This window comes from Polyangium jinanense (assembly GCF_028435365.1).
In genome coordinates this window covers 74,591-99,935 of record NZ_JAGTJJ010000008.1, presented here as the reverse complement: position 1 = coordinate 99,935, position 25,345 = coordinate 74,591, and the positions used below count along the sequence as shown (strand labels likewise).

The window sequence follows — 25,345 nt, the reverse complement described above, 5'->3', positions numbered from 1 at the left end:
ACGACTCCCTGGACTCTTGTAACCTCGAAAGCATGCGACAGGGGTATGCGCCTTTGCTGTGCGCGCTCGTGGGCCTCGCGAGTTGCGTGGGCATCATCGGGAACACGGACGACGAAAAGGCCGCCGCCGCGGCATTCGCGCCCGCCGAGCCGACGCTCCATCGCCTCACACGCCCGCAGATCCGGAACGCCTGGCTCGATCTCTTCGGCAATCCGCTCACGATGCCCGCGGACCTGCCGGTCGACGACGTGCTCTACGGCTTCTCGTCGATCTCCGCCGCGCGCAGCACCATCGCCCCCGTCGACGCCGAGAAATACGAGAAGGCGACGTACGAGGTGCTCGATCAAATCTTCGCCGATCCGGCGCGGCGCGACACGGTCGTCGGTTGCCCCGTGACGGCCGTCGGTGAGCCGTGCGTCAAGGATTTCATCGCCTCGTTCACCACGCGCGCCTGGCGCAGGCCCGCGTCCGAGGAGGAGGTCACTTCGCTCCAGGTGCTCTCGGCGAATGTCGCGACCGACCTCGAAGACGAAGCGCAGGGCCTCAAGTACGCGCTCGCGGCGGTCTTGTTGTCGCCGCATTTCCTGTTCCGCGTCGAGGTCGGCGAGCCGGCCCAGGATGGGTATCGATACACGAGCTGGGAGATGGCGACCCGCCTGTCGTTCCTCCTGCTCGACGCGCCCCCCGACGATACGCTTCGCGAGGCGGCCCGGCGCGGCGAACTCGCGACGGCCGAAGGCGTGCGGGCGCAGGCGTCGCGCCTGCTCGATGATCCACGCGCGCGCGGGACCCTGACGCGGTTTTTCCGCGACTTCATGAACATCGGCAAGCTCGACGCGCTCGACAAGCAACCGGAGAAATTCCCGCAGCTCTCGGCCACGCTCGGGCCGTCGATGCGCGTCGAGATGGAGCGCATGTTCGAGAACATCGTTTTCGAAAAAGAGGGCGATTTCCGCGATATGTTCACGACGCGCGACACGTACGTGAACGAGGATCTGGCGCGGGTGTATGGCATCGAGGGCATCACGGGGCCGGAATGGACGCCCGTCACGTTGCCCGACGATGGGCGACGCGCGGGCATTCTGACGACGCCCGGGTTCCTCGCGCTCAATGCGCACAAGACGCAGACGTCGCCGACCCATCGCGGGCGGTTCGTTCGGCTCAACCTGTTCTGCCAGGACATCCCGCCGCCGCCGCCGGGGATCAGCACGACGCTGCCCGAGCCCGAGCCGGGCAAACCGACGACGCTGCGGCAGCGGCTCGACGAGCACCGGACAAATCCGGAATGCGCAGGCTGCCACGAGCGGATGGATCCGATCGGATTCGCCTTCGAGAAGTACGACGCGATCGGCGCGTATCGCGAGACCGACGAGAATGGCCTGACGGTCGATTCGAGCGCGGTCGTCGACGGCCATTCCGTGGCGGGGCCGATCGACATGGCCGAGCTCGTCGCGTCGCTCCCGGAAGTCGGCGCCTGCATCGCGCGGCGGTTTTACGAGCACGCCGGCGCGCATCTCGCCGGCAAGGGGGACAAGGGCAGCGTCGAGGAGCTCGTCGCCGATTTCGTGGCGAGCGATTACCGGTTCAAGGACCTCGTCCTCGCCCTCGTGACCAACGACGGATATCGCTACGCCAGCAAGCCCTCGCAGGAAGAGGTGAAGCCGTGAGCCGCAAGATCGAACGCCCCTCTCGCCGCCTGTTCCTGCGCGGAATGCTCGGAGGCGCCGCCGTCGCCGTCGGCCTGCCGATCTTCGAGATGATGCTGAACGATAACGGTGACGCCTTCGCCAACGGCGAGGACATCCCGACCCGCTTCGGCCTCTGGTTCTTCGGCAACGGCGTCCACCTGCCCTCCTGGACCCCGCCGACGATCGGGCCCGATTGGACCGTGCCCGACGATTACGCCCTCGTCCCGCTGCTCCCGTACAAGGACTACGTCAGCGTGATCAGCGGGCTCTCCGTGAAGTCGCCGCGGCACCCGCATCATTCGGGAATGTCCGCCGTCTGCTCGGGCGGACCGCACCTCAAGATCGACGACGTGCGCGACACGATCGTGTCGACGATGAAGTACCCGAGCATCGATCAGGTGGCCGCACAATACTTCCAGTCGCTCGCCCCGAGCCCATACAAATCGCTCGAAGCCGCGGTGACGCGTTTCCGCGGCACCGACGAGGGCACGAGCTTCCAGCACCTCTCGCACAACGGCAGCAAGAGCGGCGAGACGAACGTGAATCCGTCGGAAGAATCGCCGCACGCGTTCTTCGAGCGCCTGTTCAACAAGGGCGCGGGCTCGCCACAAGTCGACCGCGCGCGGGCGAGCGTGCTCGACGCCGTGAGCGGGCAGATCAAGACGCTCCAGGGCCGTCTCGGCGCCAAGGACAAACAGCGCCTCGAACAGCATCTCACGAGCATCTCGGAGATCGAGTCGCGGCTGAACGTGCCCATCGGCGAGTGCAACAAACCCGACGATCCGGGCGGGTTCCCCGATCTCGCCTCGAACGAGCAGATCGCCGAGAAAAACAAGGCGATGACCGACCTCATGGCCCTCGCGCTCTCGTGCGGGCTCACGCGGTCGTTCTCGATCCTGTACTCGACCTGCGGCTCGGGCGCGGTGTTCTGGATGGTCGGCGCGACCGACGGGCAGCATTACATGAACCACACCGAGCCCGCGCCCTACACGAAACAAAAGGACGCGGTGCGGTTCACCATGGGCCAGCTCGCGTATTTCCTCGATCGGCTGAAGAACACGCCCGACGCGACCGGCAACCTGCTCGATCACAGCTCGATCTTCGTCTGCACCGAGCACACCGAGGGCTGGACCCACTCGCAGGACGACCTGCCCATGCTCCTCTGCGGCAAGGGCGGCGGCCGATTGCGCGGCAACTACCATTACCGTCAGGATGGCGGGAATGCGAGCCGCGCGCTCATGACCGCGCTGCGCGGAGCCGGGCTTCCGCTCACGGAGTTCGGTTACGAGGAAGGGTACGTGAAGGATCCGATCGTGGAGCTCGAAGCGTCGTGATCTGACGCGGCGCTTCCGCGCACCGCGCTAAATCCCTGGAAAGTCGCCACGACCGCCGCATCGCGTCGTTTGCGGAACTGGCTCCACGTGCCGTTCCTTCTGCTATGGTCGCGCGCGCCCATCGCGGCGCCCAAGCGTCGACCAAGTCGGGAGGAAGCATCGTGCTCATCGGAGTTCCGAAGGAGATCAAGACCAGGGAGTATCGCGTCGGGATGACCCCGGCGGGCGTTCGCGCCTTCGTGGGCCGCGGGCACAAGGTACTCGTGCAGCAGGGCGCCGGCGAAGGCAGCGGCATCAAGGACGAGGCCTACGTGCGCGCAGGCGCGACGATGGTGCCGACGGCCGCCGACGCCTGGAGCGCCGAGATGGTCGTGAAGGTGAAGGAGCCGCTCCCCGCCGAGTACGGGTTCTTCCGGAAAGACCTCATCATCTACACGTACCTGCACCTCGCCGCCGAGCCCGAGCTCACGAAGAAGCTCGCCCAGACGGGCGTCGCGGGCGTGGCGTACGAGACGATCGAGCTGCCGGACGGGTCGCTCCCGCTGCTGCGGCCGATGAGCGAGGTCGCCGGCCGCATGGCCGTGCAGGTGGGCGCGGCGTGCTTGCAGAAGGAGCACGGCGGCAAGGGCATCCTGCTCGGCGGCGTGCCCGGCACGCGGCGCGGGCGCGTGGTGATCCTCGGCGGCGGCGTCGTCGGCAAGAACGCCGCGACGATCGCGGTCGGCATGGGCGCGCAGGTGACCGTGCTCGACGTGCGCGGCCAGACGATGGAGTACCTCGAGGACGTGTTCGGCGGGGCGATCGAGACGCTCTACTCGAACGCGGACAACATCGAGGCGTGCGTGTCGCGCGCGGACCTCGTGATCGGCGCGGTGCTCGTGACGGGCGCGAAGGCGCCGAAGCTCGTGACCGAGAAGCTCATCTCCGAGATGGAGACGGGCAGCGTGGTGGTCGACGTGGCCGTGGATCAGGGCGGCTGCATCGAGACGTGCCGGCCGACGACGCACGACAACCCCACCTACGAGGTGCACGGCGTCGTGCACTACTGCGTGGCGAACATGCCGGGCGCGGTGAGCCACACGAGCACGTGGGCGCTGACGAACACGACGCTGCAGTACGGCCTCGCGATCGCGGACAAGGGCGTGGCGGCGGCGGCGCGCGCGGATCGCGCGGTGCTGCTCGGCGTGAACACGTTCGGCGGCGCGGTGACGTACGGGCCGGTCGCGCAGGCGCACAACCTCGAGTACGTGCCGGTGGAGCGCGCGCTCGGCTGATCGGAAGCCGAGCGCATCGCGCGGAAGATCGCGAAGCGATCTTCCCTCGGGGGGGTGAATGGGCCGGGCTTCGCCTGGACGAGAGGGGGACGCGAGGCGTCCCCCTCGGGACGAGAAAGGGAGAGCCGTGGGATCGCAGCGCAAGAAGATCGCCATCATCGGGGGAGACGGGATCGGGCCGAGCGTCACGCACGAGGCGAAGCTCCTGCTCGAGATCTACCGAGACAAGGCGGGCTTGCCGCTCGATCTCTGGGAGCTCGACCTGGGCGCCGATCGCTACCTGCGCGACGGCGTGACGTTCCCGAAGGAGATCCAGATCGCGGTGCAGCGCGAGTGCGCCGCGGTCCTTCTCGGCGCGCTGGGAGACCCGCGCGTGCCCGGTCTGGAGCACGCGCGGGACATCCTCTTCGGCATGCGCTTCGGCTTCGACCTCTACGCGAACGTGCGGCCCGTGAAGGCGCTGTCCGATCGCCTGGTGCCGCTCAAGGGTCGAGGCGCGAAGGACGTGGACATGGTGGTGTTCCGCGAGAACACCGAGGGTGTCTACGTCGGCATGGGCGGTCAGTTCAAGCGCGGCACGCCGGACGAGGTCGCGATCAACGAGGACCTCAACACGCGCAAGGGCGTCGAGCGGATCGTGCGCGCGGCGTTCGAGTTCGCCAAGCGCACGGGCAAGAAGCGCGTGTGCATGGCGGACAAGTCGAACGCGATGCGCCACGCGCACGAGCTCTGGCTGCGCGTGTTCGACGAGGTGCGGCGCGAGTATCCGGAGATCGAGTCGCGGCACCTCTACGTGGACGCGCTCTGCCTGCTCATGATCCAGGACCCGTCGCAGTTCGAGGTGCTCGTCATGAACAACCTCTTCGGCGACATCGTGACCGACCTCGGCGCAGCGCTGCAAGGCGGCCTCGGGATGGCGGCGAGCGCGAACGTGCACGCGTCCGACCCGACGCGCGTGGCGATGTTCGAGCCGGTGCACGGCTCGGCGCCGCCGCTCGCGGGCAAGGACATCGCGAACCCGTTCGCGGCGATCCTGACGGTGGGCATGATGCTCACGCACCTGGGATGGCCGGACGAGGAGACGCGGATCGAGCGGGTGGTTGCGGCGGCGATCGAGGAGAAGGCCTGCACCGTGGACGTGGGCGGGACGCTCGGCACACGCGCGGCGGCGGCGTGGGTGCGGGAGCGGGTGGCGAAGGAGCTGTAGGGCAGGATGAGCGGTCCCGGGCCGGGATTCGTGGTGCTGTATCGGTGGAGGCTTCATCCCGGGAGGGAGGAGGCGTTCATCGAGGCATGGTCGCGGATCACGGCGCATTACCGGGAGAAGGGCTCGTTCGGGTCGCGGCTGCACCGTGGATCGGACGGGCTCTTCTACGGATACGCGCACTGGCCGAGCGACGCGGCGAGGCAGAAGGCGTTCGCGGAGGCGGAAGATCCGGCCGACGCGGAGCAGATGCGGAGCGCGGTGGCAGAGCGGTTTCCGGAGATCCGGCTGGAGTCCGTGGCGGATTATTTGGTGCTGCCGGGGGCGGGGTCGAGAGAGTGAAGGACGTCACGGCTGGGCGCGCGGATCGAGGATGCCGCGGGCCGTGAGCGCTTCGACGACTCGATCGATGCGGATGCCTTCGTTCTTGTAGAGGGGTCCCTTGGTTGGATCGCCCTTGATGCCCTGCGCGTGCAAGGCGACCACTTGCCAGAGCTCGTTGCAAACGGGCGAGCCGGAGGAGCCGGGCAGGGTGTCCGTGAGGTATTGGACCCGGGATTGATCGACGTGCACGACCTCGTTGTGTACGAGCCCGATTTTCTTCAGCTGACCCCCGGGATGCTGGACGATGTAGACGAAATCGCCGCGCGTCACGGGTTTGGATGGATGAACGTTCAGCGGCTTGTAGGTGTCCTTGAAGGGTTTCTTCGGCTTGAGGATGGCCCAATCGTCGGCTTCTTCGCCCTGGATGGTCGAGACGTCGCCTTCGTATTTGTCGACGACGAGGGGTCGGCCTGAAGCGTCAAGCTCGAAGTTGAACCAGATGTCGACTTCCTTCATCGGCCGACCGCTCGCGTAAAGCACATGATGGTTCGTCAAGATCGTATTCGGAGCGATCAGGAAGCCTGAGCCGAACGCGGAATGGTCGTCTTGGCTCGTCGTGCTGAGTCGTACGACCGAGGGTGCGATTCGCAGGCCCTCGTGGAAGAAAGACATTTCCAGGAAGGTCGGCTGCTTCCCGGTGATGACCTCCTGTCCGCTCCACACGATGCGCGCGTTTGCCGGGGGGGCGGCTTCTATGGGTGCCGGATGCGGGCCGAGGAGGCGATCGAGCCGGCGGTGGTAGGCGGTGATCGAGCGGTCATTTCTGGCATTCTGCGCGAGCTTTCGCGTGTGGCCTTCGGCCGCGGCAGCTTCGAGCGCCTCCTTCCAGATGTCGCGTGGCGACTGCTTGAAATTGATGCGGTGCCTGTCAATGCCGGATCGGTCGATCATGCTGCGATCCGTGCCATAGGCGCGAACCAGGATCTCGTAGAGCTCGACGGCTTCGGGTTTACTCCAGTCGTATTCGGCGCCGTCGAGGAAATGGGCTGAGGGCTTGGTCATTGGGGGGTCTCCATCTAGGTTCAAGGGGTGCCGCTCGCGAGTCGTTTGATCTCTCGATGATGGGCGGTGATGTCCGGATCCTCGAGGGCATGTTGCACGAGCGCGCGGAGGCGACTGCCGCGCGCAGCCACCTCGAGCGCTGCTTTCCAATAGTCCCGCGGCGTGTGGTTGACGTTGAGGTGGGACCGATCGACCCCGCTGCGCGCCAGGATCAGATCAGCCATCGGCGCCCCACCGTAGGCCTTCACCATCGTCACGAAAAAATCGACCGCGGTGGCCTTTTTCCAATCGTATTCTGCGTCGTCGAGGAACGGCTCTTCGCGCAAGCCGTCGTCCGCGAGCACGATTGCTCGCTGATAGCGCGGCGACTTCTTCACGGCATACTGATAAGTCACCACGCCCCGATACATGGTGGGGTTGATCAGCGTCCCGAGCCTGAATGCGAGGCCCACCGGAACGGCGGTGAAAAGGTGGATCGCCGTGCGGTTGGGGAAGAGCGCTCGGAGGCGCGCGATCCCGAGGTTGAACGCCTCGACCACCTCGGCCAGGGTGCCACCCGTCTCCAGGGCGTCGGGGTGAGGCTCGACGAGTGCAATATCGAGATCGAAAAGGCTCCGCGGAACGATCTCGGCCGTCTCTTCGGGCGAGATCCGGGCCGACGTGGAGACGCGGATCACGATCGGGCCCTTGTCCGTGGACCCGTGCTCCGGGAGTTGCATCGGCTTGAGCGCGCTCCGCTTCGGGGATGGTTTGTCCGGAGTGTTGACCCACTTCGACTTGGAATGGTTGAGCTGGTAGAGGTCGATCTCGAATCGATTTTCGACCAGGTACCCCAGATGAATCGCGAGTGGGATCGGAGCGAACCCGAAGTAGGCAAACCCTTTTCGCCCTGCGAGCTGGGGTTTCAGGGTCTCGTCGAAGAGCCGCTCCTGCTCGGCCTGTAGGGCCGACCAGTCGAGCTCGTAGGAATCCCCGAGCGTCGCGCGAATCGGCGCAACTTCTGCGGAGTCCCACCCGGCCGCGCTCTGCGACCTCGGAAGGGTCCTCTTGATCTCCTCGGGCCCGATGGCGCCAAGCACGGGTTGCGTAACGACGAGGAGGCGATTGGGATCAGGCATCGGTACGTTCCTCTCGGGTCACGAGCGGGGATGGTTCGATATGTACGAGCGCTTCCAGGAGCACGGCCGCTCCAAACGGACAATCGCAACGCCAAGCCTGTCGCAGGGCCGATCGCCCGAGGCGCATGGTGAGGTCGGAAAAGCTGAACGGTACGCCTCGGCGTGCGCTCGTCGCTTCCACGAGCGTTTCGAGCTCATCCTCCGTCGCCCGTGTCCCCATGAGCAGCCGCTCCAGAAGGGCGCGTCGCTGCGTGGCATTTGGTCGGCCAAACCGGAGATGCAACGACGCGCGCCGCATGACGGCGGGATCCAGCGCGCTCGACCGATTCGTGATCAAGAGGACGGCGAGCGGGGTCCTCTCGCGTCCGATCGCGTCGACCTCCTTGATCAGGGCATTCACGCCTGCCCGGTCCTCGTGGTGCGCATGCATCTGGTCGCGGGCGGTCGCGAGGTCGTCCGCCTCGTCGATGACCAAGAGCCCGCATCCAACGTGCTTGGCTCTCGCGCGCGCCTGGCTGAATGCATCGGTGATCCGTGTGGAGAGTTCGCCCACGAGCCCGTGACCGCGAATGTCCGACGGCGTCTCCATGGCGATGACCTTCCGATCGAGCTCCCGCGCGAGCGGCGTCCCGACGGACGTGGCCAAGGCCGTTTTTCCGCAGCCGACATCGCCGGAGAGGAGGATCAGCGGTGAGCCCCAACCGAACGTGCCGACACCGGGCAAACCTTTCGGGTGGTGCGTCTTTTGCCATTTCTCCACCCGCGCCGCATCGAGCCACAACGAGAGCTCGTCGAGCAATTGCTCCTTGTACCCGTCGATGCCCATCAACGCGTCGTACCGGGCTGCGGCGTCCTTGGACGGGTGGGAAACCTCGGACAGTCGAAGGCTCGTCGTCACAGATCACCCACCTTGCTGCGCACAAACCCGAAGCCGTCCCTGGAGAATGCTCGATCCTGGCTGGTGTTCCCCTGGACGAGGCTTCCGCCGGAACCCCACCCGCGCTCCCTCAACCAGGCGAGCACCTTGTCGAGGTTTGGCGCATCACCTCGATAAGAGACGCACAAGATGACGCGCGTGTTCCGGGGCAAACCGTAGAGATCGAATCCGCCGCCCTTGGAGCCTTCCGGCACCGTTCCGTCGTCTCGAACCTCGTAGTGCAACGCCCGGTCCTTTCTTCCGTCCGGCAGCATGAACTGGAGCTGGAAGCTGTTGACCACGTTGTGCAGCACGGCGAAGCTCAGCTCGTCGAACCATTCCTTGATGGTCTCGCGCGCGACGAAGCCCGCGTTTGCCACTTGCATGAAATCCTCGAGGACGTTGTGCAGGACCGCGCGGGCCCGCGCCTCGGTGAACGTGCTGGCGTGCGAGGCGGTATAGCTCTTGATCACGGCGCCTCCCCATGGTCCTTGATGGCATTGCCGAAGAGCGCGACGAGCTCCTCCCGGACCGCCGTGTCGTCGCCGGCCAGGTCCGCCGCGATGACCCGCGCCATTCCGTCGCGGGCCTCCTCGAACCATTCGGCGAGCTCCTGGAGCTTGATGTTCGTCCAGGAGGCGGGGACGACGTTGTTTTCCGGATTGACCGGATCGAGCACGGTCCAGAGGCCGCTGCTCGGAGTGAGCGCCGGGTTCCTGAAGTCGCTGAAATCCACCCGCTTCCGCTGGCGAACGATGTGCGCAATCCGCCCGAACCAGCGGCTCAACGTCTCCGTGTACGTCTCGTCGACGCTGTGCTCGTCGAAGGCCTTGGCGCACAGCAAATCGATGAGCATCGTCGGCACCTCGTCGAGGACGTCGCTCTGCGACTGGCGGAGCTCGCGCCACCATTTGACGAGGCGCACGCCCTCGTTGAACTTGACGCGGCCGTCGAGGAGGTTGCTCGCCGCGGTGCGCATCGTGACGAAGTCGATGTGCTTCTGGACCGACGTGAGCCTGCGCTCCCCGTCGCCGCGCAGGAGCACCTGCGCCTCGTCGTCCCCGTCGACGGCGAGCATGGGAACGATGTCGTACGACAGGCTATTGCTCTTGAAATCGAGGCAAATCGAGCTCTTCGTCGTGCTCCGCCGCGTGTTCGGGTAAATGGCCTTCGCGTACCGCTCGAACTTGTCGAGGAGGGTATGAATGCCCTCCCCCTCCTTGGTTTGCGGGGAGACGACGAACGGCAAGTCGACGTCCTGCCCCTCGACCTCGTGGTTGCCACGCATGTGGCGCCGGAGCCCCGTTTTCTTGGCGAAAGAGCCGGACCACGGCGTGGAGCGCACGACGAGGCCGTCTTCGACTGCCTTTGCCTTGATGCGCTTTCGAATGTCCTCCGCCTGCGTCCGGATCGCATCCGCGGTCGCCTCCTCCGGCTTGATCCAATCCACGAAATGCGTGAGCGCGCGATGCGACGCGCTCTTGGTGCTGAGCTTACCCATCGGTCCCTCCAGGGCCACGACATCGTCGAATCACGACGTATCGGGGAGGCGAGGATAAGAGGGACGCACCCGTCCGCAAGGACGGAGGGTATTTCACTCTATTTCAACGCGGGCTGCCTACGACTCGAGGACCTCGACGCGCGAGGTGCCGATGCGGAGCTCCCGCCGCCTGCGCTCCACGATACCCGCCGGCCGCTCCACGCCCACCTTGCCGAACGCCTTGCGCACGCGGCAGATGGTCGTGTTGAGGACCTTCTCGTCGACGTGGAGGTCTCGCGTCAGGGCCTCGAGGTCGTACCAGCCTTGCTCTTCGTCCGGCAGCGCCCCTGCCGCGGCGTCCTTCAGGCGCTCGCGAGCGAGCTGCAGGAGCGCGTCGAACACCGTACGCTCTCCCAGCGACATGACCTCATCGCCGTGGACAATGTCGACGGACACGTGCTCCTGGTTTCGGCTCACATGAAACCGGAGCGACAGCGTGTTCAGGGTGAGCGACGTTCGCGCCTTGTAGGTTCCAGCGACCGGGGATGTCGGCGGGACCAAGAGCTCCCAGGTTTCCCCCGCGACGGTGATCTGCTCCGCGTCCCTCGCTGGACGTCGCGATCCTTCGATTGTCTCGACGAACCAATGCCCCTCGGAATCCTCGACGATCGAGAGAACGACGTTCGCCGCGTCCGGAAGCACGAGCTGCCCGTCCTCCGCCGCCCGCACGTCGGCCGTGCTCGTCGAGCGCGCGAGGACCACGGGCCCGCGGCCGTCGACGAGCTCCCACTGTTCGGCGTCGGCGCCGAATCGAAGGACGTTCCCCTGGGAGAGGATTTCCCGCTCCTTGGGACGAAGCGCTTCTCCGTCGACGAACGTGCCGTTCGTGCTGCCCAGGTCACGCGCTTCCCAGCGGCTCCCGTTCCACGAAATGGACGCGTGGTTATGCGACGCCGCGGGATCGGCGAGATGCAACGTGCAACGCGGCCCGCGGCCCACGATCGAGTCCGCGGCCAGGACCACAGTTCTTCCGGAGGATGCGTGCTTGAGAACCCCCATCTGACGGCTGGAAGCCATGCCGTTCTTTCGTTACCGTGTCAACCTCGGAAGTGGCCATGCGCGAAGAGCTTCGTTTCATCGCGGACAAGTATGGATTTGGCGAGGACGCGCTCCACGAGCTCGAACGGCTCTTCGACGGCGTGCTCCCCCGCGTGCCCACACACCGCGTCGATGTTCGTGGAGCCGAACACGCCGTCTCAGCGCCGCTCGCGCGAAATGATTACAGGGAGCGATACGAGGACATCGGTCCGATTGGCCAGGGCGGGTTCAGCGAGGTGCGCGAGGTCTGGGATCGCCACGTCGGCCGGCGGGTCGCGCTCAAGGTGCAGTCGCCGTCGCGAAGCCTGCCGGAGGACTGCGAGCGCTTCCGACAAGAGGTCCGGATCACGGCACGGCTCCAGCATCCCGGTGTCGTCCCGATTTACGATTGGGGCGAGCTGCCCGATGGTCGGATCTGGTTCACCATGAAGCGGGTGCGCGGCGAGACGATCGGCCATCGCATCGCGAAGCTTCACCGCCTGCGAGGCGCCGAATTCTTCCAAGCATTGCGGCGCCTGCTCGATGACTTCCGCCGGCTCTGCGAACCCGTGGCCTACGCCCATGCGACGGACATCATTCACCGAGACATCAGTCCGCAAAACCTCATGGTCGGCGACCTCGGGGAAGTGCACGTCATGGATTGGGGCCTCGCGCGGGATCTCTCCCGCGTCGAGTCGCCCGGGGCGCATGCTGCATCGGGAGTTCGGCGGTCCGATCCTTCGGAGGGAAGCGTGCGCACACGCGTCGCCGGGACCCCTTTTTACATGCCGCCGGAACAAGCGCACGGCGAGATCGCGGCCATGGGGTCGGCGAGTGACGTGTATGCCCTCGGCGCTGTCCTTTACGAGATCCTGAGCGGCCGCCCGCCGTATGCGTCTCGACCGGGAGCGCCCGAAATGCCGGAGAGGATCGTCGAGCGTGTACGCAAGGAGCCGCCCTCGCCCATCGAGGACGTCGCTGTCCCGGAGGCCCCGAAGGAGCTGTATTCGTTATGCCGCAAGGCGATGGAGCGCGTGCCATCGAGCCGTTTCCCCGATGCTGGCGCGCTCATGACCACGGTCCGCGATTGGCTCGACGGCGCCGACCGACAGGCGCGCGCCCGTCGTATCGTGGCGGACGCCCACCACGCGCACCGAGCGAGGATCGAGCGCATGCGCGATGACGCGAACAGACTCCGGGCCCGAGCCCGGGAGATCCTCGACCGCCTGCGGCCGTTCGACCGTGTCCAGGAGAAGGCTGCGGGCTGGCAGCTCGAAGACGAAGCGGCCGCCATCGAGCGGGATGTCTTGCGCGAGGAGATCAACTGGACGCAGAAGCTCCGGTCGGCGCTCAACGAAGCGCCGGACCTCGAAGAAGCGCACGCCGCGCTCGCCGCGCATTACGCGGACAACTTGCGTCGGGCCGAGGCCGACCATGATCGCCCCGCCGTGACGAGCTTTGCCGCGCTGCTCGAAGACCACGCGGCCAAACTGTCGTCCGACGAACGCGCGCGATACGAGGCGCTGCTCCAGGGCGATGGGCGGCTCACGCTGGTCACCGATCCACCCCTCGTGCGGGCCGTCATCAAGCCGTACGAGCCCGTGAGCCGTTATCTCGTCGCGAGCGAGGAGAACGCTTACATCGCGACCACTCCTCTCCGCGAGCTGCGCCTACCATGCGGCAGTTACCTCGTGCGACTCTCGGCTCCTGGCTATCGCGACGTCGCCTATCCCGTGGCCATCGGCCGTGGTGAGCATTGGGACGGTGTTCGTCCGGGAGGCACTGAGGCGCATCCGATCCGCCTTCTGCGGGAAGACGACCTCGGGCCCGAGGACGTCTACTTACCGCCGGGGTGGTTCGTCGTCGGCGGAGACCCTCACGCAGGAGAAAGCATGTCCCGGCGGCGCGTGTGGGCGGACGGGTTCGTCATCCGGAGGCATCCGGTCACGAACGGCGAGTACGTCGCGTTCTTGAACGATCTGGTCGAGGAAGGGCTCGTGGATCTGGCGGAGCGGCATTGTCCGCGCCGATCACCGGGCGCAGCGTTCAATGGCGACGCGCAGCTGGCGTACACGCGCGACCCGCGCACCGGGCGCTACGTGCTCGAGGACCCCGAGGCCGAGCTCGCGCGGCCAGTCGTATGCGTCGACTGGTATTCGGCGAACGCGTACGCCGCGCACCACGCGCGCCGGACGGGTCTCGGCTGGCGGCTGCCGAGCGAGCTGGAATGGGAAAAGGCGGCGCGGGGCGTGGACGGTCGATTCATGCCGTGGGGCGATCAGATCGAGCCGACGTGGGCGTGCGTGTCGGGCAGCCACGCCGAGCGAAAGCACGTCATGGCGGTGCATAGCTATCCGATGGACGTGAGTCCATACGGGGTTCGGGGCACCGCAGGCAATGTCCGCGACTGGTGTATCGAGCCCTGGAGCCTCGACGGCCCGCGCGTCGAGGGAGACATCTTGCAGATCGAGCCCACGACGGAGGACGACACCGACCGCGCGGTGAGGGGTGGGGCTTGGATCTCGTCGGGAGACATGATGCGGCTCTCGGTGCGTTATGCCGAGCGTCCGACGAGGCGACACGGCGTTCTCGGTTTTCGCCTCGCGAGGAGCATCAGGGGTTGAGGCCCAGCGAGGGACCGATCCCGAAGGTCGTGGAGTAATGCCAGGCGCAACCGCCGATGTCGTTCGGGTCGAGGCTCGGCGCGCCGCGCTCGTCTTTCACGAGCACGAATTCCAACACGTCGGGGATTACCGCGAAGGCTGCACCGGCGCTCCACGTCTTGTACCACGTGACCCGCTCCAGTATCCCTCGCGCGTCCTGCTCGATGAGGACGCCCATCATCTTGGTGCTGTCGTCGGGGTCGACGGCTTTGTAAAGGCGGCTGCGGGCGCCGGAGGGAGTGTAAATCCCGCGGCAGAAGCTCACGACCTGGGGTATCTCCAGCGGCGTCGACATCACGCCGAGCATCCCGTCGATAGCCTGCTCGGTCTCCTCGATGCGACTCGAGCGTAGGGTGAACGACGAGACGTCATCCACGAAAATCGCGATATTGCCGCCATGGTATTCGCGATAGGAGGCGTATTGCGCGGTCGCGCGATCGTTCATCACGACAATCCGCAGGAGGTCGCCGCGGCCGTCGTTCGTTTCGAAGCGAACGCCGCGTACGATTTTGACATCAACAGGGAATTGCTCCCATATCTTGGTTTCGCCATCGCCTCGGGGCGCGTGGCCGTCGCTGGGAAGCTCGGGCATGCTTGAGTGTCCTTGACAGGGAAGGGAAATGCTGCGCGCTGGCCGGAACCTCGCAGCACGCGTGGGCGATCGCGTATCGCCCGCGCTCGGAAGGTACGACATGACCAACCGTGAGACGATTTCAGTCTATTTCATCGTGAAGCTGCTCCACCGCCGGCAGCGACGAGGACACACGCAGGTCTCTGGCAGGTCCCGAGGCATGGGGTAAAGTGAGGCATGGGGCACCCGGCGGAGAAGCTGCATCCGGCAACGTACGCGGACCTCGAGGCGGTCCCGCCGCATCAGGTCGCCGAGCTGATCCAGGGCACGCTCTACGTGTTCCCTCGGCCTGCGCCGAGGCATGCGTCGGCACACTCGTCGCTCGGCATGCAGCTTGGTCCTCCGTTCCGGTTTGGCGACGGCGGTCCCGGCGGATGGTGGATCCTCGACGAACCCGAGCTGCACCTCGGCGGCGACACGCTCGTCCCCGACCTTGCCGGCTGGCGTGTCGAGCGGATGCCTGAGCTACCCGAGACGCCGTACTTCCCGCTCGCGCCCGACTGGGTCTGCGAGGTGGCGAGCCCCTCCACGGCGGCGATCGACCGGGCGAAAAAGATGCCGGTGTACGCCCGCGAGGGCGTGCAGCACCTCTGGATCGTGGACCCGATCGAGCGGCTGCTCGAAGTCTTCGCCCTCACCCCCGAGGGGTGGCTCCTGCGCGGCGTGCACCACGACGACGCCAAGGTCCGCGCCGTGCCCTTCGATGCGATCGAGCTTGACCTTTCCAAGCTTTGGAACAAGCCCGCGCCGCCGGCGGGCTCGTCGACGTAGCACCTCAGCTCGCGCCACGCTCCGTGCTTGGCTCGCTCTCCTCGCTGCCCTCGGCCGCAGCCTCGTCGGCCTCTCTCCAGAGGTTCGCGAGATCGAGCTCCAGCCCTTCACACCCAGGCACGGCCACGCGCTCGGTGGAGGCTTGGAGCGCGATCGTGTACCGCCCATCCGCGCCGAGCTCCAGCACCTCGAGGAGCCGCACCTCGGGGTCGAGGAGCCAGTACCAGCGCACGCCGAAGCGCGCGTAGTCGCCGAGCTTCTCGACGCGATCACGACGCACGTCACGCGCTTGCCGGGAGATCACCTCCACGACGAGGAGTGGAGCAACCCGCGAGAGGGAGGCTTGCCAGTTCACCTTCGAGCGAGGCGCGTACACCGTCACGTCGGGCTTGCGACCGCGACGCGGGGACACGCCGAGCTTGTGCGAGGAGCCGAGCACCCGCCCGCTGCGAGGAGCTGCCCAGTTCCCGAGGACACGGATCAACCAGCCCACGATGAGCTCGTGCAGATTCGTCGGCACCTCTTCCTCCACCAGCGCGCCGTCGACGAGCTCGCCCGGCTCGTCCTCGTCCATGTCGGCCCACTGCTCGAGCGTCATCGGTTCCGGCCAAAGCACCTCTGCCATCGCGATCGCCACCATGCGACGCAGCATACCTCGGCGTGTGAGATGCGGCTTCACAAACCCTATGTCGCCAAGAGGGGGCTTCTGGTTGCGTAAAATCGACCGCGGATCGCGACCGAACCCCCCGCATGCATCGCCACAAATTGGAGCTGCCGCGCCGACCCGTGATACGGCCCGAACCGATGGGCGCGCAAGCTACCGCGTTGGACCGAAATGAAGGCGGCCGTCCCGAGGCCATGGGCGTCATCACGCTCGAGGGCATCGCACCGCCCGTAGCGCCAGAGCGGCGTGCCGAGGCGCCCAAGGACCCTCGCCCGGCGTCGTCTCCCGAGCGTCTCGGCGGCGTCCGGGCCGATTTCGTGGCCACCCTCGGCCGACGGGTCGTCGAGCTCCGCACCGCCGTCACCAAGCTCGCCGAAGAACCCGCGTCCCCCGCGCGTCGTGATGATCTGCGCCGCCGCGTGCACGCCCTCGCCGCCGCCGCGAGGCTCCTGCGCTTCAACAAGCTCGCCGAGGAGCTCAAGAGCGGCGAAGCGCTCGTCGATCGCGTCGCCGAGCGCGGCAAGCTCACGGACGACGAGTGGAAGGCGCTGCGAAGTTTGCTCGATCGCCTGCCCGAGCTCGCGTGGGGCGAGGCCTCGCTGGGCGTGCCCGAACGGGAAGCCGCGCCAAAGTCGGCGAACAGCGGCCCGCGCACGTTGCCCTCGGCCGAACGGTCCGCCGACAAGCCCGCGAGCGCGGCCGCGCAGGGCATCCCGCAGACCGTGCTGTTCGTCGGGCCCGAGAAGCTCGCCGAGGCCCTCGCGAAGGATCACGCCGAGGGAGCTCCCTCGTTCTTCGAGGTCGAGCGCACCGACGATCTCGTCGCCGCGCCCGATCTCGCGCGCGCGCTCGCGCCCGACGTCATTGTCATCGACGCGGACAAGCATGGCGCGCGGGAGCTCATCGCCTCGCTCCTCGCCGATCCTCTCATCGAAGGGGTCCCGCTCCTTTTGCTCGGGCGCTTCTCCCGGCCCGACGACGCCGCGCTCTACGCGGCGCTCGGCGTCACGCGGACCTTGCCGAAGCCCGTCTCGCCCGAGGCCCTGCGGAAAGCCTGCGCCGAGGTCATCGCGGCCCAGGTGCGTCGCGACATCGCCCGCGCGCCGATCGGTGAGGTCACGCTGGACGATCTCGGCGCGCGCCTCGCCGAAGAACTACGTCGAGGCCTCTGCGACGCGGCGGACGCGCGCGCTCGCAGCACGCGGGTCGAGCTCGGGGAGGGCAGCCAGGTGCTCGCCGCGCTCTGGGGTGCGGTCGCGCGGATCCGCGACCTCGTCACGATCGAGTCGCAAGGCAAGGTGCGGTTCGCGCCGAGCGGGCCGGAAGGGGCGCTCCCGTTTGCGCCGTGGCTCGGTGGTCCCGAGCAGGCAGGTCAGGCGACGCGCGTGCGGGCGCTCGGTGAAGCCCGCGGCGCGCGCGTGCCCACGCTCGATCGGCTCCGCGTGGTCGTGGCCGATGACGACGCCGCCGTCACCTGGTTCCTCGCCGGCGTCCTTCGCGCCGCGGGGGCCACGGTGTACGAGGCCCACGATGGCGAGCGCGCCTTCGAGCTCGCGTGCGAGGTCTCGCCCGACCTCGTGGTCAGCGACATCATCATGCCAGGCCTCGACGGCTTCGCGCTTTGCCGCGCGCTCAAGCGTGACTTCGCGCTCCGTGACGTCCCCGTCGTGCTCCTCTCCTGGAAAGAGGACCTCCTCCAGCGCGTGCGCGAGCTCGGCGCCGGCGCCGACGGCTACCTCCGCAAGGAGGCCAGCGCCGCGGCGATCGTGCAGCGCCTCCGCGAGATCCTGCGGCCGCGCCTGCGCGTCGCCGAGCGCCTCGCGCAAGGCGGCGAGGTCCGCGGCCGCCTCGACGGCCTCACGCCGCGCACGTTGCTCGCGCTCGCGTGCGCCCATCGGCCCGCCTCCACGCTCACCGTGCGCGACGCCCTCTACCTCTACGAGGTCGAGATCCGCGACGGCCGCCCCGTGCGGGCCACGCGCACCACGGCCGATGGCTCCTTCGAGCGTGGCCCGGGCGTGCTCGCGCGCCTCCTCGGTCTCGGCGCGGGCCGTTTCGTGGTCGCGCCCGTCGACGAGGACGTCGCGCGCCTCTCGGGAGCACGCCCCGACCTCGAAGGCTCCCTCGCCGAGCAGCTCGTCGCCCCGATCGCCTCGGCTCGCGCCGCGCAACGCCTCCTCTCGGGCGCCTCGCTCATGACTGTCGAGCGCGTGGAGATCGATCTCGACCTCCTCGGACCGGCCGAGCATGCGACCCCCGAGCCCTTGCGCTCGCTCCTGCGCTCGATCGCGTCTGGCGCCTCGCCCCGCGCGCTCGTCGCTTCCGGCAAGGCCGCCGCGCACCTCGTCGAGGACGTCCTCTGCGACGCGGCCGCGCACGGCGCGATCACCGCCGTCGTCGGCGAGGCCGGCGCGGATCTGCTCACGCCCGCCGTGCACCGTGAGTCCGAGCGGCTCCGCGGCGTGCGCCGTCCGCCGCCTCCGGCGCTCATCCCCGCGCTCGCCGACATCCTGCCCGAGCCTGCGCCGAGCACGCCCGAGCCGATCTCTGCGATCATCGATCGCTCGGCCACGCCCGGCCCGGTCCTCGCCCGCGAGGAGCCCTCGCTTTCCCCGTCGATCCTCACGCTCCAGCCGGACGAGGTCTTGTCGGTCGAGGTCGGATCGGTCCTCGACTTCGCGCACATGCCTGCCGAGGAGCGGACGCTCGACGTGCGGCGGCCGGTGGTGGACGTGAAGCAGCCGTCGCCCACGCCGGGCCCGGTGGCTCCGCGGAAGGCGATCGAGCGCCTGTCCATCCCCGTCCTCACGCCCGCGCCGATGGCCGTCGCCGCGCCTGCGCCCGTGCCCGTGCCCGTGCCCGTGCCCGTCGCCGCGCCCGCTGCCGCGCCCGCTGCCGCGCCCGCCCCCGCCGCGCCGGTGGCCGCTTCCGCCCCCGCGCCCGCCCCTGCGCCCGCCCCGCGTGCCACGGCGGCGCGGCCGATCCCGACCTCTCTCGGCACCCTCGTCCCTCCGCCGGTCGAGGATCTCCCGCCGCCCCCGCGTGGCTCCTTGCCTTCGGCCCACGCGCCTGCCGCTCGCACGCTCGATCCCGACGTCGAGAGCCGCCCGAGCCGCTTCCGCCGCAACGAGAAGGTCAGCCGTGATTCGGCGCCGCCCTCTCGCCGCGAGGGCAGCTCACGCACCCGCGTCAGCGCCTGGATCCTCTTCGCCGTCGCCGGCACCGTCTTCGCTGTCGGCAGCCGCCTCGCGCACCAGCGCGTCGCCCCCGCGCCCGCGCCCGCCGCGCTCCCCGCCCCGACCGTCACGGCCGACCCGCCCGCGCCCGCCCCCGCGCCCGAGCCCGAGCCTGCCGCGGCGACCCCCCACGACCGCCGCGAGGGCGACACCGCCGACTTCCCGGTCATGCCCCAGGACCTCCCCCTCCGCGCCGAGGACAAGGTCCCCGCGGGTCAGGGCCTGCTCGAAGTGATCGTCGGGCCCAGTGATTCGATTTACGTCGACGGCCAGCTCGTCGGAACCGGCCCCGTCGTCCAGGCGAAGCTAGCCCCCAAGAAGGACCCGTACGAGATCCGCGTCCGCCTCCGCGGCGAGGAGCGCGTCCGGTTCGCCCTCGTCAAGGAAGGGCGCTTGACGCGCCTGCGCATCGCGCCGCCCTGGTCGCGTTGATTTCCACACCCCGGTGCCGCTCCGCTTTCCAGCACGGCAACTCGCGAAGCCGTTCCGTAACTTGCGCCTCGCCTTCGCGGCGATCGCGAAGGACTTTCGTTCCCGTTTTGGCGACATCGCGGCGGTCGCGAAGGACTTTCGTTCCCGTTTTGGCGACATCGCAGCGGTCGCGGAGCTCTTTCGTTCCCATTTTGGCGACATCGCGGCGGTCGCGAAGCTCTTCCGTTCCCGTTTCGGCGGCATCGCGGCCCTCGAAAGCCGCGGCCGAGCTCCCGTCGTGGCATCGCGGCGGTCGGGAACGCGCCTTTGCGACGACGTGACGCCCTCGCGACCCTCGCGCACGCTTCTTTTGGTGACCTTTCTCATACATTCTCCCCCACAAGCCCGCTTGACGCGCCTCTGCATCGCGCCACCCTGGTCGCGTTGACGCCTTCCGCCCCGCTCGTCCTCTCGTCCCTCCTTGCCCTCGCCCTCGGCGCGAGCGCCTGCAGCCCCAGCAAGGGCCAGGAACAGGGGACGCCTGCGCCCACCACCAGCGCTGCCGCCCCCCAGCCGCCTGCGCCCGCCCGCGTCGTCGCTGACCTCGTCGACCAGCTCCCCGGCTGCGACCTCGAACATCGCGGCCTGCTCCTCGACACCGGCACCGACGCCATGGTCGGCCGCTTCGCCTGGACCGGCACCGCCCCGCGGGGCGTCGATCCCATCGAGCACGACGCCTCCACCTGGATGCGCGTCTCGAACCGCACCCTGCGCGTCACCTTCGTCCTGCCCGAGGCGAGCCCCATCTTCGTCGCCGCTCGCTCCATGGGCCTTGGCGCCCGCGCGGCCACCGTCTCCCTCGACGACCAGCCCCTCGGCACCCTCAACTTCCAGCGCGACCAGATCCGCATCGCCACCACCGGGGCCACCTCGCTCCCCGTCGACCCCGGCGTCCACACCCTCACCTTCCGCTTCATGGGCCGCGCCAAATCCGGCGATCCCCTCGTCGACCTCGACTGGATCCGCATCGGCGTCCCCGACGAGAGCACCGCCACCTACGGCCCGCCCACCCTGCGGGACGTCCTCCTCCGCGAGGCCGCCCTCTCCGCCGTCCCGCACCGCTCGATCGCCCTCCGCGGCCCCGGCGCCGTCCGCTGCACCCTCCGCCTCCCGCCGGGGGCCCGCCTCCGCACCTCCGTCGGCGTCCTCGGCCCCGGCGAGGCCGACGCCCGCGTCCGCCTCCTTCGCGATGGCCAGAAGCCCGTCGACGTCCTCACCCAGCACGTCACCGGCGGCGACAAAGCCACCTGGACCGACCTCGACGTCCCCCTCGACCCCCAGGGCGGCCCCCTCGCCACCCTCGAGCTCCGCGCCGAAGGCACCTCCCAGGGCGCCCGTGTCCTCTTCGGCGATCCGGTCATCGTCCTGCCGGCCGCGCCTCCGCCGGCCACCGCCAAGACCCGCGCCGTCGTCGTCGTCGTCATGAACGGCCTCGACCGCGACAGCCTCCCGCCCTGGCATGCCGGCCCGACGCCGCACCTGCCGACCCTCTCCGACCTCGCCCTCACGGCGACCACCTTCCATCGCCACCGCGCCCCGACCACCTTTCCGGGCAGCGTCGTTGGCTCCCTGCTCACGGCCATGCCCCCGCGCGCCCATACCCTCACCGATTTCGGCGCGCGTATGCCGGCCTCGAACACCACGCTCGGCGCCGTCGCCCACGACGCCAGCATTCGCGCGGCCATGTTCACCGGCGTCCCCGCCACCTTCAAATCATTCGGCTTTGGCGAGGGCTGGGAGCATTTCGTCGAATATCCCCCCTACGGCAACGACCCGGCCACCGCGCCCCTCGACGCCGCCGCCACCTGGCTCACCGACGTCCTCCGCCAATCGCCCGAGGCGCGCCTGCTCCTCGTCGTCCACGCGCGCGGCGGACATCCGCCCTGGGACGTCTCGCCGAAGGAGCAAGCGCAGCTCCCGCCGACGCCCTACACCGGCGTCATCGAGCCGCGTCGCGGGGCGCAGCAACTCGCGACCATGCGGAAAAGGAGGGACAAGAAGGACGCCCTCTCCGCGCAGGACCAGGAGCGCGTCCGCGCCCTCGAAGGGGCAGCCATGTCCGCGCAGGACCGCGCCCTCGGTGGCCTCGTCGCCGCCTTGAAGACCGCCGGCCTCTGGGAGAGCACCGTCTTCGTCGTCACCGGCGACGTCGCCGCCGGCGCCTCCTCGCTCTACGCCGAGGGCGACGACCTCGCCGAGCCGCGTCTCACGCTCCCGCTCTACGTTCGCTTCCCGGACGCCCGTTATGGCGGCGCCCACGTCAATCTCCCCACCGAGGTCTGGGACGTCAGCCAGACGGCCCTCTCCGCGCTCGGCATCTCCTTCTCGCGCCCTGGCCTCGGCCGCGACCTCTCCGCCGTCGCCTCGGGCCTCGAGGACTCCTCCTTCGAGCCGCAGATCGCCACGCTCGACGACCGCTTCTCCGCCCGCTGGGGCGAGCTCATCATGACGGGCCGCTACGAGGCCGTTCCGTTCCTCTGCGACCTCGAGCTCGACCCCACGTGCGCCTTCAACCGCCGCGAGACGCTCCCGCTCGCCGCGCAGGCGCTCTTCCGTCGGGTGATGGCGCGCGATCAGTCGACCCGGTCGGACCTGCAGAAGCGCGAGCCGGCGACGATCGACCCGGACACGGCGGCGGCGCTGCGGGTCTGGGGGACGATCGAGTGAGATCCGCCGCGCGGCGTGATTTTCGCATTCCGCTCCCCGCCCTCCCCGTGTAAAGCACCCTCTCGGAAGGGGCCCGACGGAGGATCGGTTGAGGTTCGTTTTGTCTCGATGGTCACACGCCATCGCCCTAGCTGCGGGCCTCCTCGCCACGCGCCCCGCGTTCGCCCAGCCGCCCGCGGCCCCCAAGGCGCCGTCGGGCCAGGCGAACGTCACCCTTCCGACGGTCGTCGAGCACGTCGACGCCGTCTATCCCCCGGACAAGCTCGCGCAGGGCATCGACACCACCGTCGAGGTCCTGGTCACCGTCGAGCGCAACGGCACCGTCGGCGACGCCCAGATCGCGGTCTCCGGCGGCGAAGCCTTCGACGACGCGGCCCTCGCCGCCGTCCGTCGCTGGCGCTTCAGCCCGGCCACACGGGACGGCGTCCCCATCCGCGCGCGCATTCGTGTCCCCTTCCATTTCGCGCCCGAACCGCATCCGCCCGTCCCCGTCCCGCCGGGCGTGCCGACCGACACCACGCCCCCGGACGCCGCGCCTCCGCCCGGCCCGCCCGCGCCCGCGGAGAAGTCGCCCCCCGCGGACAAACCGCCGCCGGACAAACACCCGCATTCCCACGGCGAACAGCCGGCCGAGCTCGACTCCGGCCTCGCGCTACCGCACGCCGTCGCCGAACCGGGCAAGCCCATCGAAATCCACGTCCAGGGCCGGCCGAACCCTCCGCGCCGCGGCGCCTCCGACTTCCGCCTCGGCCGCGCCGTCCTCGACAGCGCCCCGCGCCCCACCACCGCCGACCTCCTCAAATCCGCGCCTGGCTTCCACGTCATGCGCCCCGAGGGCGACGCCGTTGCCCAGCGCGTTTATCTCCGCGGCTTCGACGCCGATCATGGCCAGGACATCCAGTTCACCGTCGGCGGCACGATTCCCATCAATCAACCCTCCCACATTCACGGGCAGGGCTATGCCGACCTCAATGTCCTGATTCCCGAGACCGTGCGCAGCGTGCGCGTCCTCGAGGGCGTCTACGATCCGCACCAGGGTGATTTCGCCGTCGCGGGCAGCGTCGATTTCGACCTCGGCGTCGAGGAACGCGGCGTCCACGCCACCGCCTCGTACGGCTCGTTCAATACGAAGCGCCTCGTCGCCATCTTCGCGCCTGCCGGTCAGTCCGAAGAGACCTTCGGCGCGGCCGTCGTGCGCACCACGGACGGCTTCGGCGACGGCGTGCGTGGCAGCATCTCGGGAGGTTTTACCGGACAGTACCGATTCGAGCTCCCGGGCGACCTCTCCGCCCTCGTCCACCTCTCCGCTTATGGGGCCCGCTCCAGCGCCGCGGGCGTTCTCCGCCGCGACGACATCGACCGCCGGATCATCGCTTTCTACGACGCCTACCCCGACACCTCCGCCCGCTCGCAATCCGCCGCGGCCACCCGCACGCAGGCGAGTGTTTCCCTCCAGCGCACCGGCGACGACAACTCCGAGGCCAGCTTCGGCCTCTGGGGCGCCTACGCCACCTATCGCAGCCGGCTCAATTTCACCGGCTACACCCAGCGCTCGCGCCTCCGGCCCACCTGGGCCGGCCGCGGCGACCTCATCGAGCAATCGAACGACGACGGCGGCTTCGGCGCCCGCGCTTCGTATCGCACCCGCCGGTACGAGGCGGCTTCCTGGCTCAAGGCCCAGCTCACCCTCGGCGCCGACGCCGAGGCCCATTCCATCGAGCAGGCGCAAAACCTCCTCGAAGCCCCGCAAAACGAGACCTGGGACCGCCGCGTCGACGCCACCGTCCGCTCCCTCCGCATCGGCGCCTTCGCCGACGCCCTGTTCACCTTCTCCCGCTGGGCGCGCCTGCGCGGCGGCCTCCGCGCCGACCTCATCTCTTTCGATATCGACGATCGCCTCGGCAACCAGATCCCCGCCTTCCGCGAAGAAACCCATTTCGTCGGGTATCGTCGCACCGCCGCCGGCATTGCCTGGGGCCCGCGCGCCACGCTCGAGGTCGACCCCTTGCCCTCCTTGCGCCTCTTCGCCGCGTATGGCCGCGGCTATCGCTCCCCGCAGGCCCGGCAGCTCGAAGAAGGCGAGCAGGCTCCTTTCGCCACGGTCCACAGCTACGAGGCCGGCGCGCGTGTCCAATACGAACGCGCTCGCCTCTCGGCCACCCTCGTCGCCTACGAAACCCGCCTCTCCTACGACCTCGCCTTCGACGCCGAGGAAGGCCGGCTCGAGCGGATCGGCCCGACCACCCGCCGCGGCCTCGTCGCCTACCTCCAGGCAAACCCCCTGACCGGCTTCAACGCCTCGATCAGCGCCACGTTCGTCCGGGCCACCCTCGATTCGCCGCCGCCGCCGACCCCAGAAAACCCCACGCCGCCCTATGTCGAGGGACAATCGCTCCCCTTCGTTCCGCCCGTCGTCGTGCGGACCGACGTCTCCTACCGAAAAACCCTCGGCACGTTCCTCGGCAAACCCCTCGTCGCTCGCGCCGGGTATGGCGCGACCTTCCTCTCGCCGCGCCCGCTCCCGTATGCCCAGGAGGCGCGGCCCGTCTTCGTCGTCGACGCTTCGCTCGGCTTGCGCCGCGATTTCGTGGAGGTCGGCGTCGATGCCACGAACCTGCTCAACGCTCGGTACGCGGACACCGAGTACGTCTTCGTCTCCGACTGGCGGACGAGCGACATCCCCTCGTATCTGCCCGCGCGCCACATTTCCGCCGGATCGCCGCTCACGATCCTCGGCAATTTGACCTTCCACCTTTGAGCCGGAG

The 25,345-nt window shown here is 68.7% G+C and carries 18 protein-coding genes; 10 read left to right on the top strand and 8 right to left on the bottom strand.

Going from position 1 to position 25,345, the window contains the following annotated elements:
• The first annotated feature begins 32 nt into the window (after positions 1-32).
• The 5 genes from KEG57_RS18425 (at position 33) to KEG57_RS18405 (ending at position 5,842) form a co-directional block, all read left to right on the top strand.
• Positions 33-1,667, top strand: a complete 1,635-nt coding sequence (locus tag KEG57_RS18425; RefSeq protein WP_272421527.1) for a DUF1592 domain-containing protein — start codon at positions 33-35, stop codon at positions 1,665-1,667.
• Entirely contained in the window at positions 1,664-3,022 is a 1,359-nt protein-coding gene (locus KEG57_RS18420; RefSeq protein WP_272421526.1) for a DUF1552 domain-containing protein, read from the top strand. Before KEG57_RS18425 ends, KEG57_RS18420 begins: the two co-directional genes overlap by 4 nt.
• 161 nt (positions 3,023-3,183) lie before the next feature.
• Positions 3,184-4,296: an alanine dehydrogenase gene (ald, locus tag KEG57_RS18415; protein WP_272421525.1), complete on the top strand. Its 1,113-nt coding sequence runs from the start codon at positions 3,184-3,186 to the stop codon at positions 4,294-4,296.
• Positions 4,297-4,423: 127 nt separating this feature from the next.
• Positions 4,424-5,503 carry an isocitrate/isopropylmalate dehydrogenase family protein gene (locus KEG57_RS18410; RefSeq protein WP_272421524.1) on the top strand — a complete coding sequence of 360 codons (1,080 nt, stop codon included), beginning with the start codon at positions 4,424-4,426 and terminating at the stop codon, positions 5,501-5,503.
• Between the two features lie 6 nt (positions 5,504-5,509).
• Positions 5,510-5,842, top strand: a complete 333-nt coding sequence (locus KEG57_RS18405; protein ID WP_272421523.1) for an antibiotic biosynthesis monooxygenase — start codon at positions 5,510-5,512, stop codon at positions 5,840-5,842.
• Between the two features lie 6 nt (positions 5,843-5,848).
• Here the strand turns inward: KEG57_RS18405 and KEG57_RS18400 are convergent, their stop codons facing one another.
• From KEG57_RS18400 to KEG57_RS18375, 6 genes are all read right to left on the bottom strand, one after another.
• Positions 5,849-6,886: a trypsin-like serine peptidase gene (locus tag KEG57_RS18400; protein ID WP_272421522.1), complete on the bottom strand. Its 1,038-nt coding sequence runs from the start codon at positions 6,884-6,886 to the stop codon at positions 5,849-5,851.
• Between the two features lie 20 nt (positions 6,887-6,906).
• The gene (locus KEG57_RS18395; RefSeq protein ID WP_272421521.1) at positions 6,907-8,004 is read right to left on the bottom strand and encodes an SAVED domain-containing protein; all 1,098 of its coding nucleotides are present in this window, start codon (positions 8,002-8,004) and stop codon (positions 6,907-6,909) included.
• Positions 7,997-8,902, bottom strand: coding sequence for an ATP-binding protein (locus KEG57_RS18390; protein WP_272421520.1), 906 nt, complete (start codon positions 8,900-8,902; stop codon positions 7,997-7,999). The genes KEG57_RS18395 and KEG57_RS18390 overlap by 8 nt, the downstream gene beginning before the upstream one ends.
• Positions 8,899-9,393, bottom strand: a complete 495-nt coding sequence (locus KEG57_RS18385) for an HORMA-1 domain-containing protein (RefSeq protein ID WP_272421519.1) — start codon at positions 9,391-9,393, stop codon at positions 8,899-8,901. The genes KEG57_RS18390 and KEG57_RS18385 overlap by 4 nt, the downstream gene beginning before the upstream one ends.
• Positions 9,390-10,421: a CBASS oligonucleotide cyclase gene (locus KEG57_RS18380; protein ID WP_272421518.1), complete on the bottom strand. Its 1,032-nt coding sequence runs from the start codon at positions 10,419-10,421 to the stop codon at positions 9,390-9,392. Before KEG57_RS18380 ends, KEG57_RS18385 begins: the two co-directional genes overlap by 4 nt.
• A gap of 117 nt (positions 10,422-10,538) precedes the next feature.
• Positions 10,539-11,477 (bottom strand): FHA domain-containing protein, encoded by a 939-nt coding sequence (locus KEG57_RS18375; RefSeq protein ID WP_272421517.1) that lies wholly within the window; start codon positions 11,475-11,477, stop codon positions 10,539-10,541.
• 38 nt (positions 11,478-11,515) lie between these two features.
• On the opposite strand from KEG57_RS18375, the gene KEG57_RS18370 reads away from it, so the two are divergent.
• A complete protein-coding gene (locus KEG57_RS18370; RefSeq protein WP_272421516.1) occupies positions 11,516-14,101 on the top strand; it encodes a bifunctional serine/threonine-protein kinase/formylglycine-generating enzyme family protein in 2,586 nt (861 codons plus the stop codon).
• Here the strand turns inward: KEG57_RS18370 and KEG57_RS18365 are convergent.
• The gene (locus KEG57_RS18365) at positions 14,091-14,732 is read right to left on the bottom strand and encodes a hypothetical protein (protein ID WP_272421515.1); all 642 of its coding nucleotides are present in this window, start codon (positions 14,730-14,732) and stop codon (positions 14,091-14,093) included. The genes KEG57_RS18370 and KEG57_RS18365 overlap by 11 nt on opposite strands.
• A 216-nt stretch (positions 14,733-14,948) precedes the next feature.
• Between KEG57_RS18365 and KEG57_RS18360 the strand changes: the two genes are divergently transcribed.
• Positions 14,949-15,542: a Uma2 family endonuclease gene (locus KEG57_RS18360; RefSeq protein ID WP_272421514.1), complete on the top strand. Its 594-nt coding sequence runs from the start codon at positions 14,949-14,951 to the stop codon at positions 15,540-15,542.
• A 4-nt stretch (positions 15,543-15,546) separates the two neighbouring features.
• On the opposite strand, the gene KEG57_RS18355 is transcribed toward KEG57_RS18360, so the two are convergent.
• Entirely contained in the window at positions 15,547-16,182 is a 636-nt protein-coding gene (locus KEG57_RS18355) for a Uma2 family endonuclease (RefSeq protein WP_272421513.1), read from the bottom strand.
• Positions 16,183-16,367: 185 nt separating this feature from the next.
• On the opposite strand from KEG57_RS18355, the gene KEG57_RS18350 reads away from it, so the two are divergent.
• The 3 genes from KEG57_RS18350 to KEG57_RS18340 all read left to right on the top strand — a co-directional run bounded on the left by KEG57_RS18350 (position 16,368) and on the right by KEG57_RS18340 (position 25,338).
• On the top strand, positions 16,368-19,874 hold the full coding sequence (locus KEG57_RS18350) for a response regulator (protein ID WP_272421512.1): 3,507 nt from the start codon (positions 16,368-16,370) through the stop codon (positions 19,872-19,874).
• 423 nt (positions 19,875-20,297) lie between these two features.
• Positions 20,298-22,580, top strand: coding sequence for a sulfatase-like hydrolase/transferase (locus KEG57_RS18345; RefSeq protein WP_272458674.1), 2,283 nt, complete (start codon positions 20,298-20,300; stop codon positions 22,578-22,580).
• A 100-nt stretch (positions 22,581-22,680) separates the two neighbouring features.
• Positions 22,681-25,338: a TonB-dependent receptor domain-containing protein gene (locus KEG57_RS18340; protein WP_272458673.1), complete on the top strand. Its 2,658-nt coding sequence runs from the start codon at positions 22,681-22,683 to the stop codon at positions 25,336-25,338.
• Positions 25,339-25,345 lie beyond the last annotated feature (7 nt).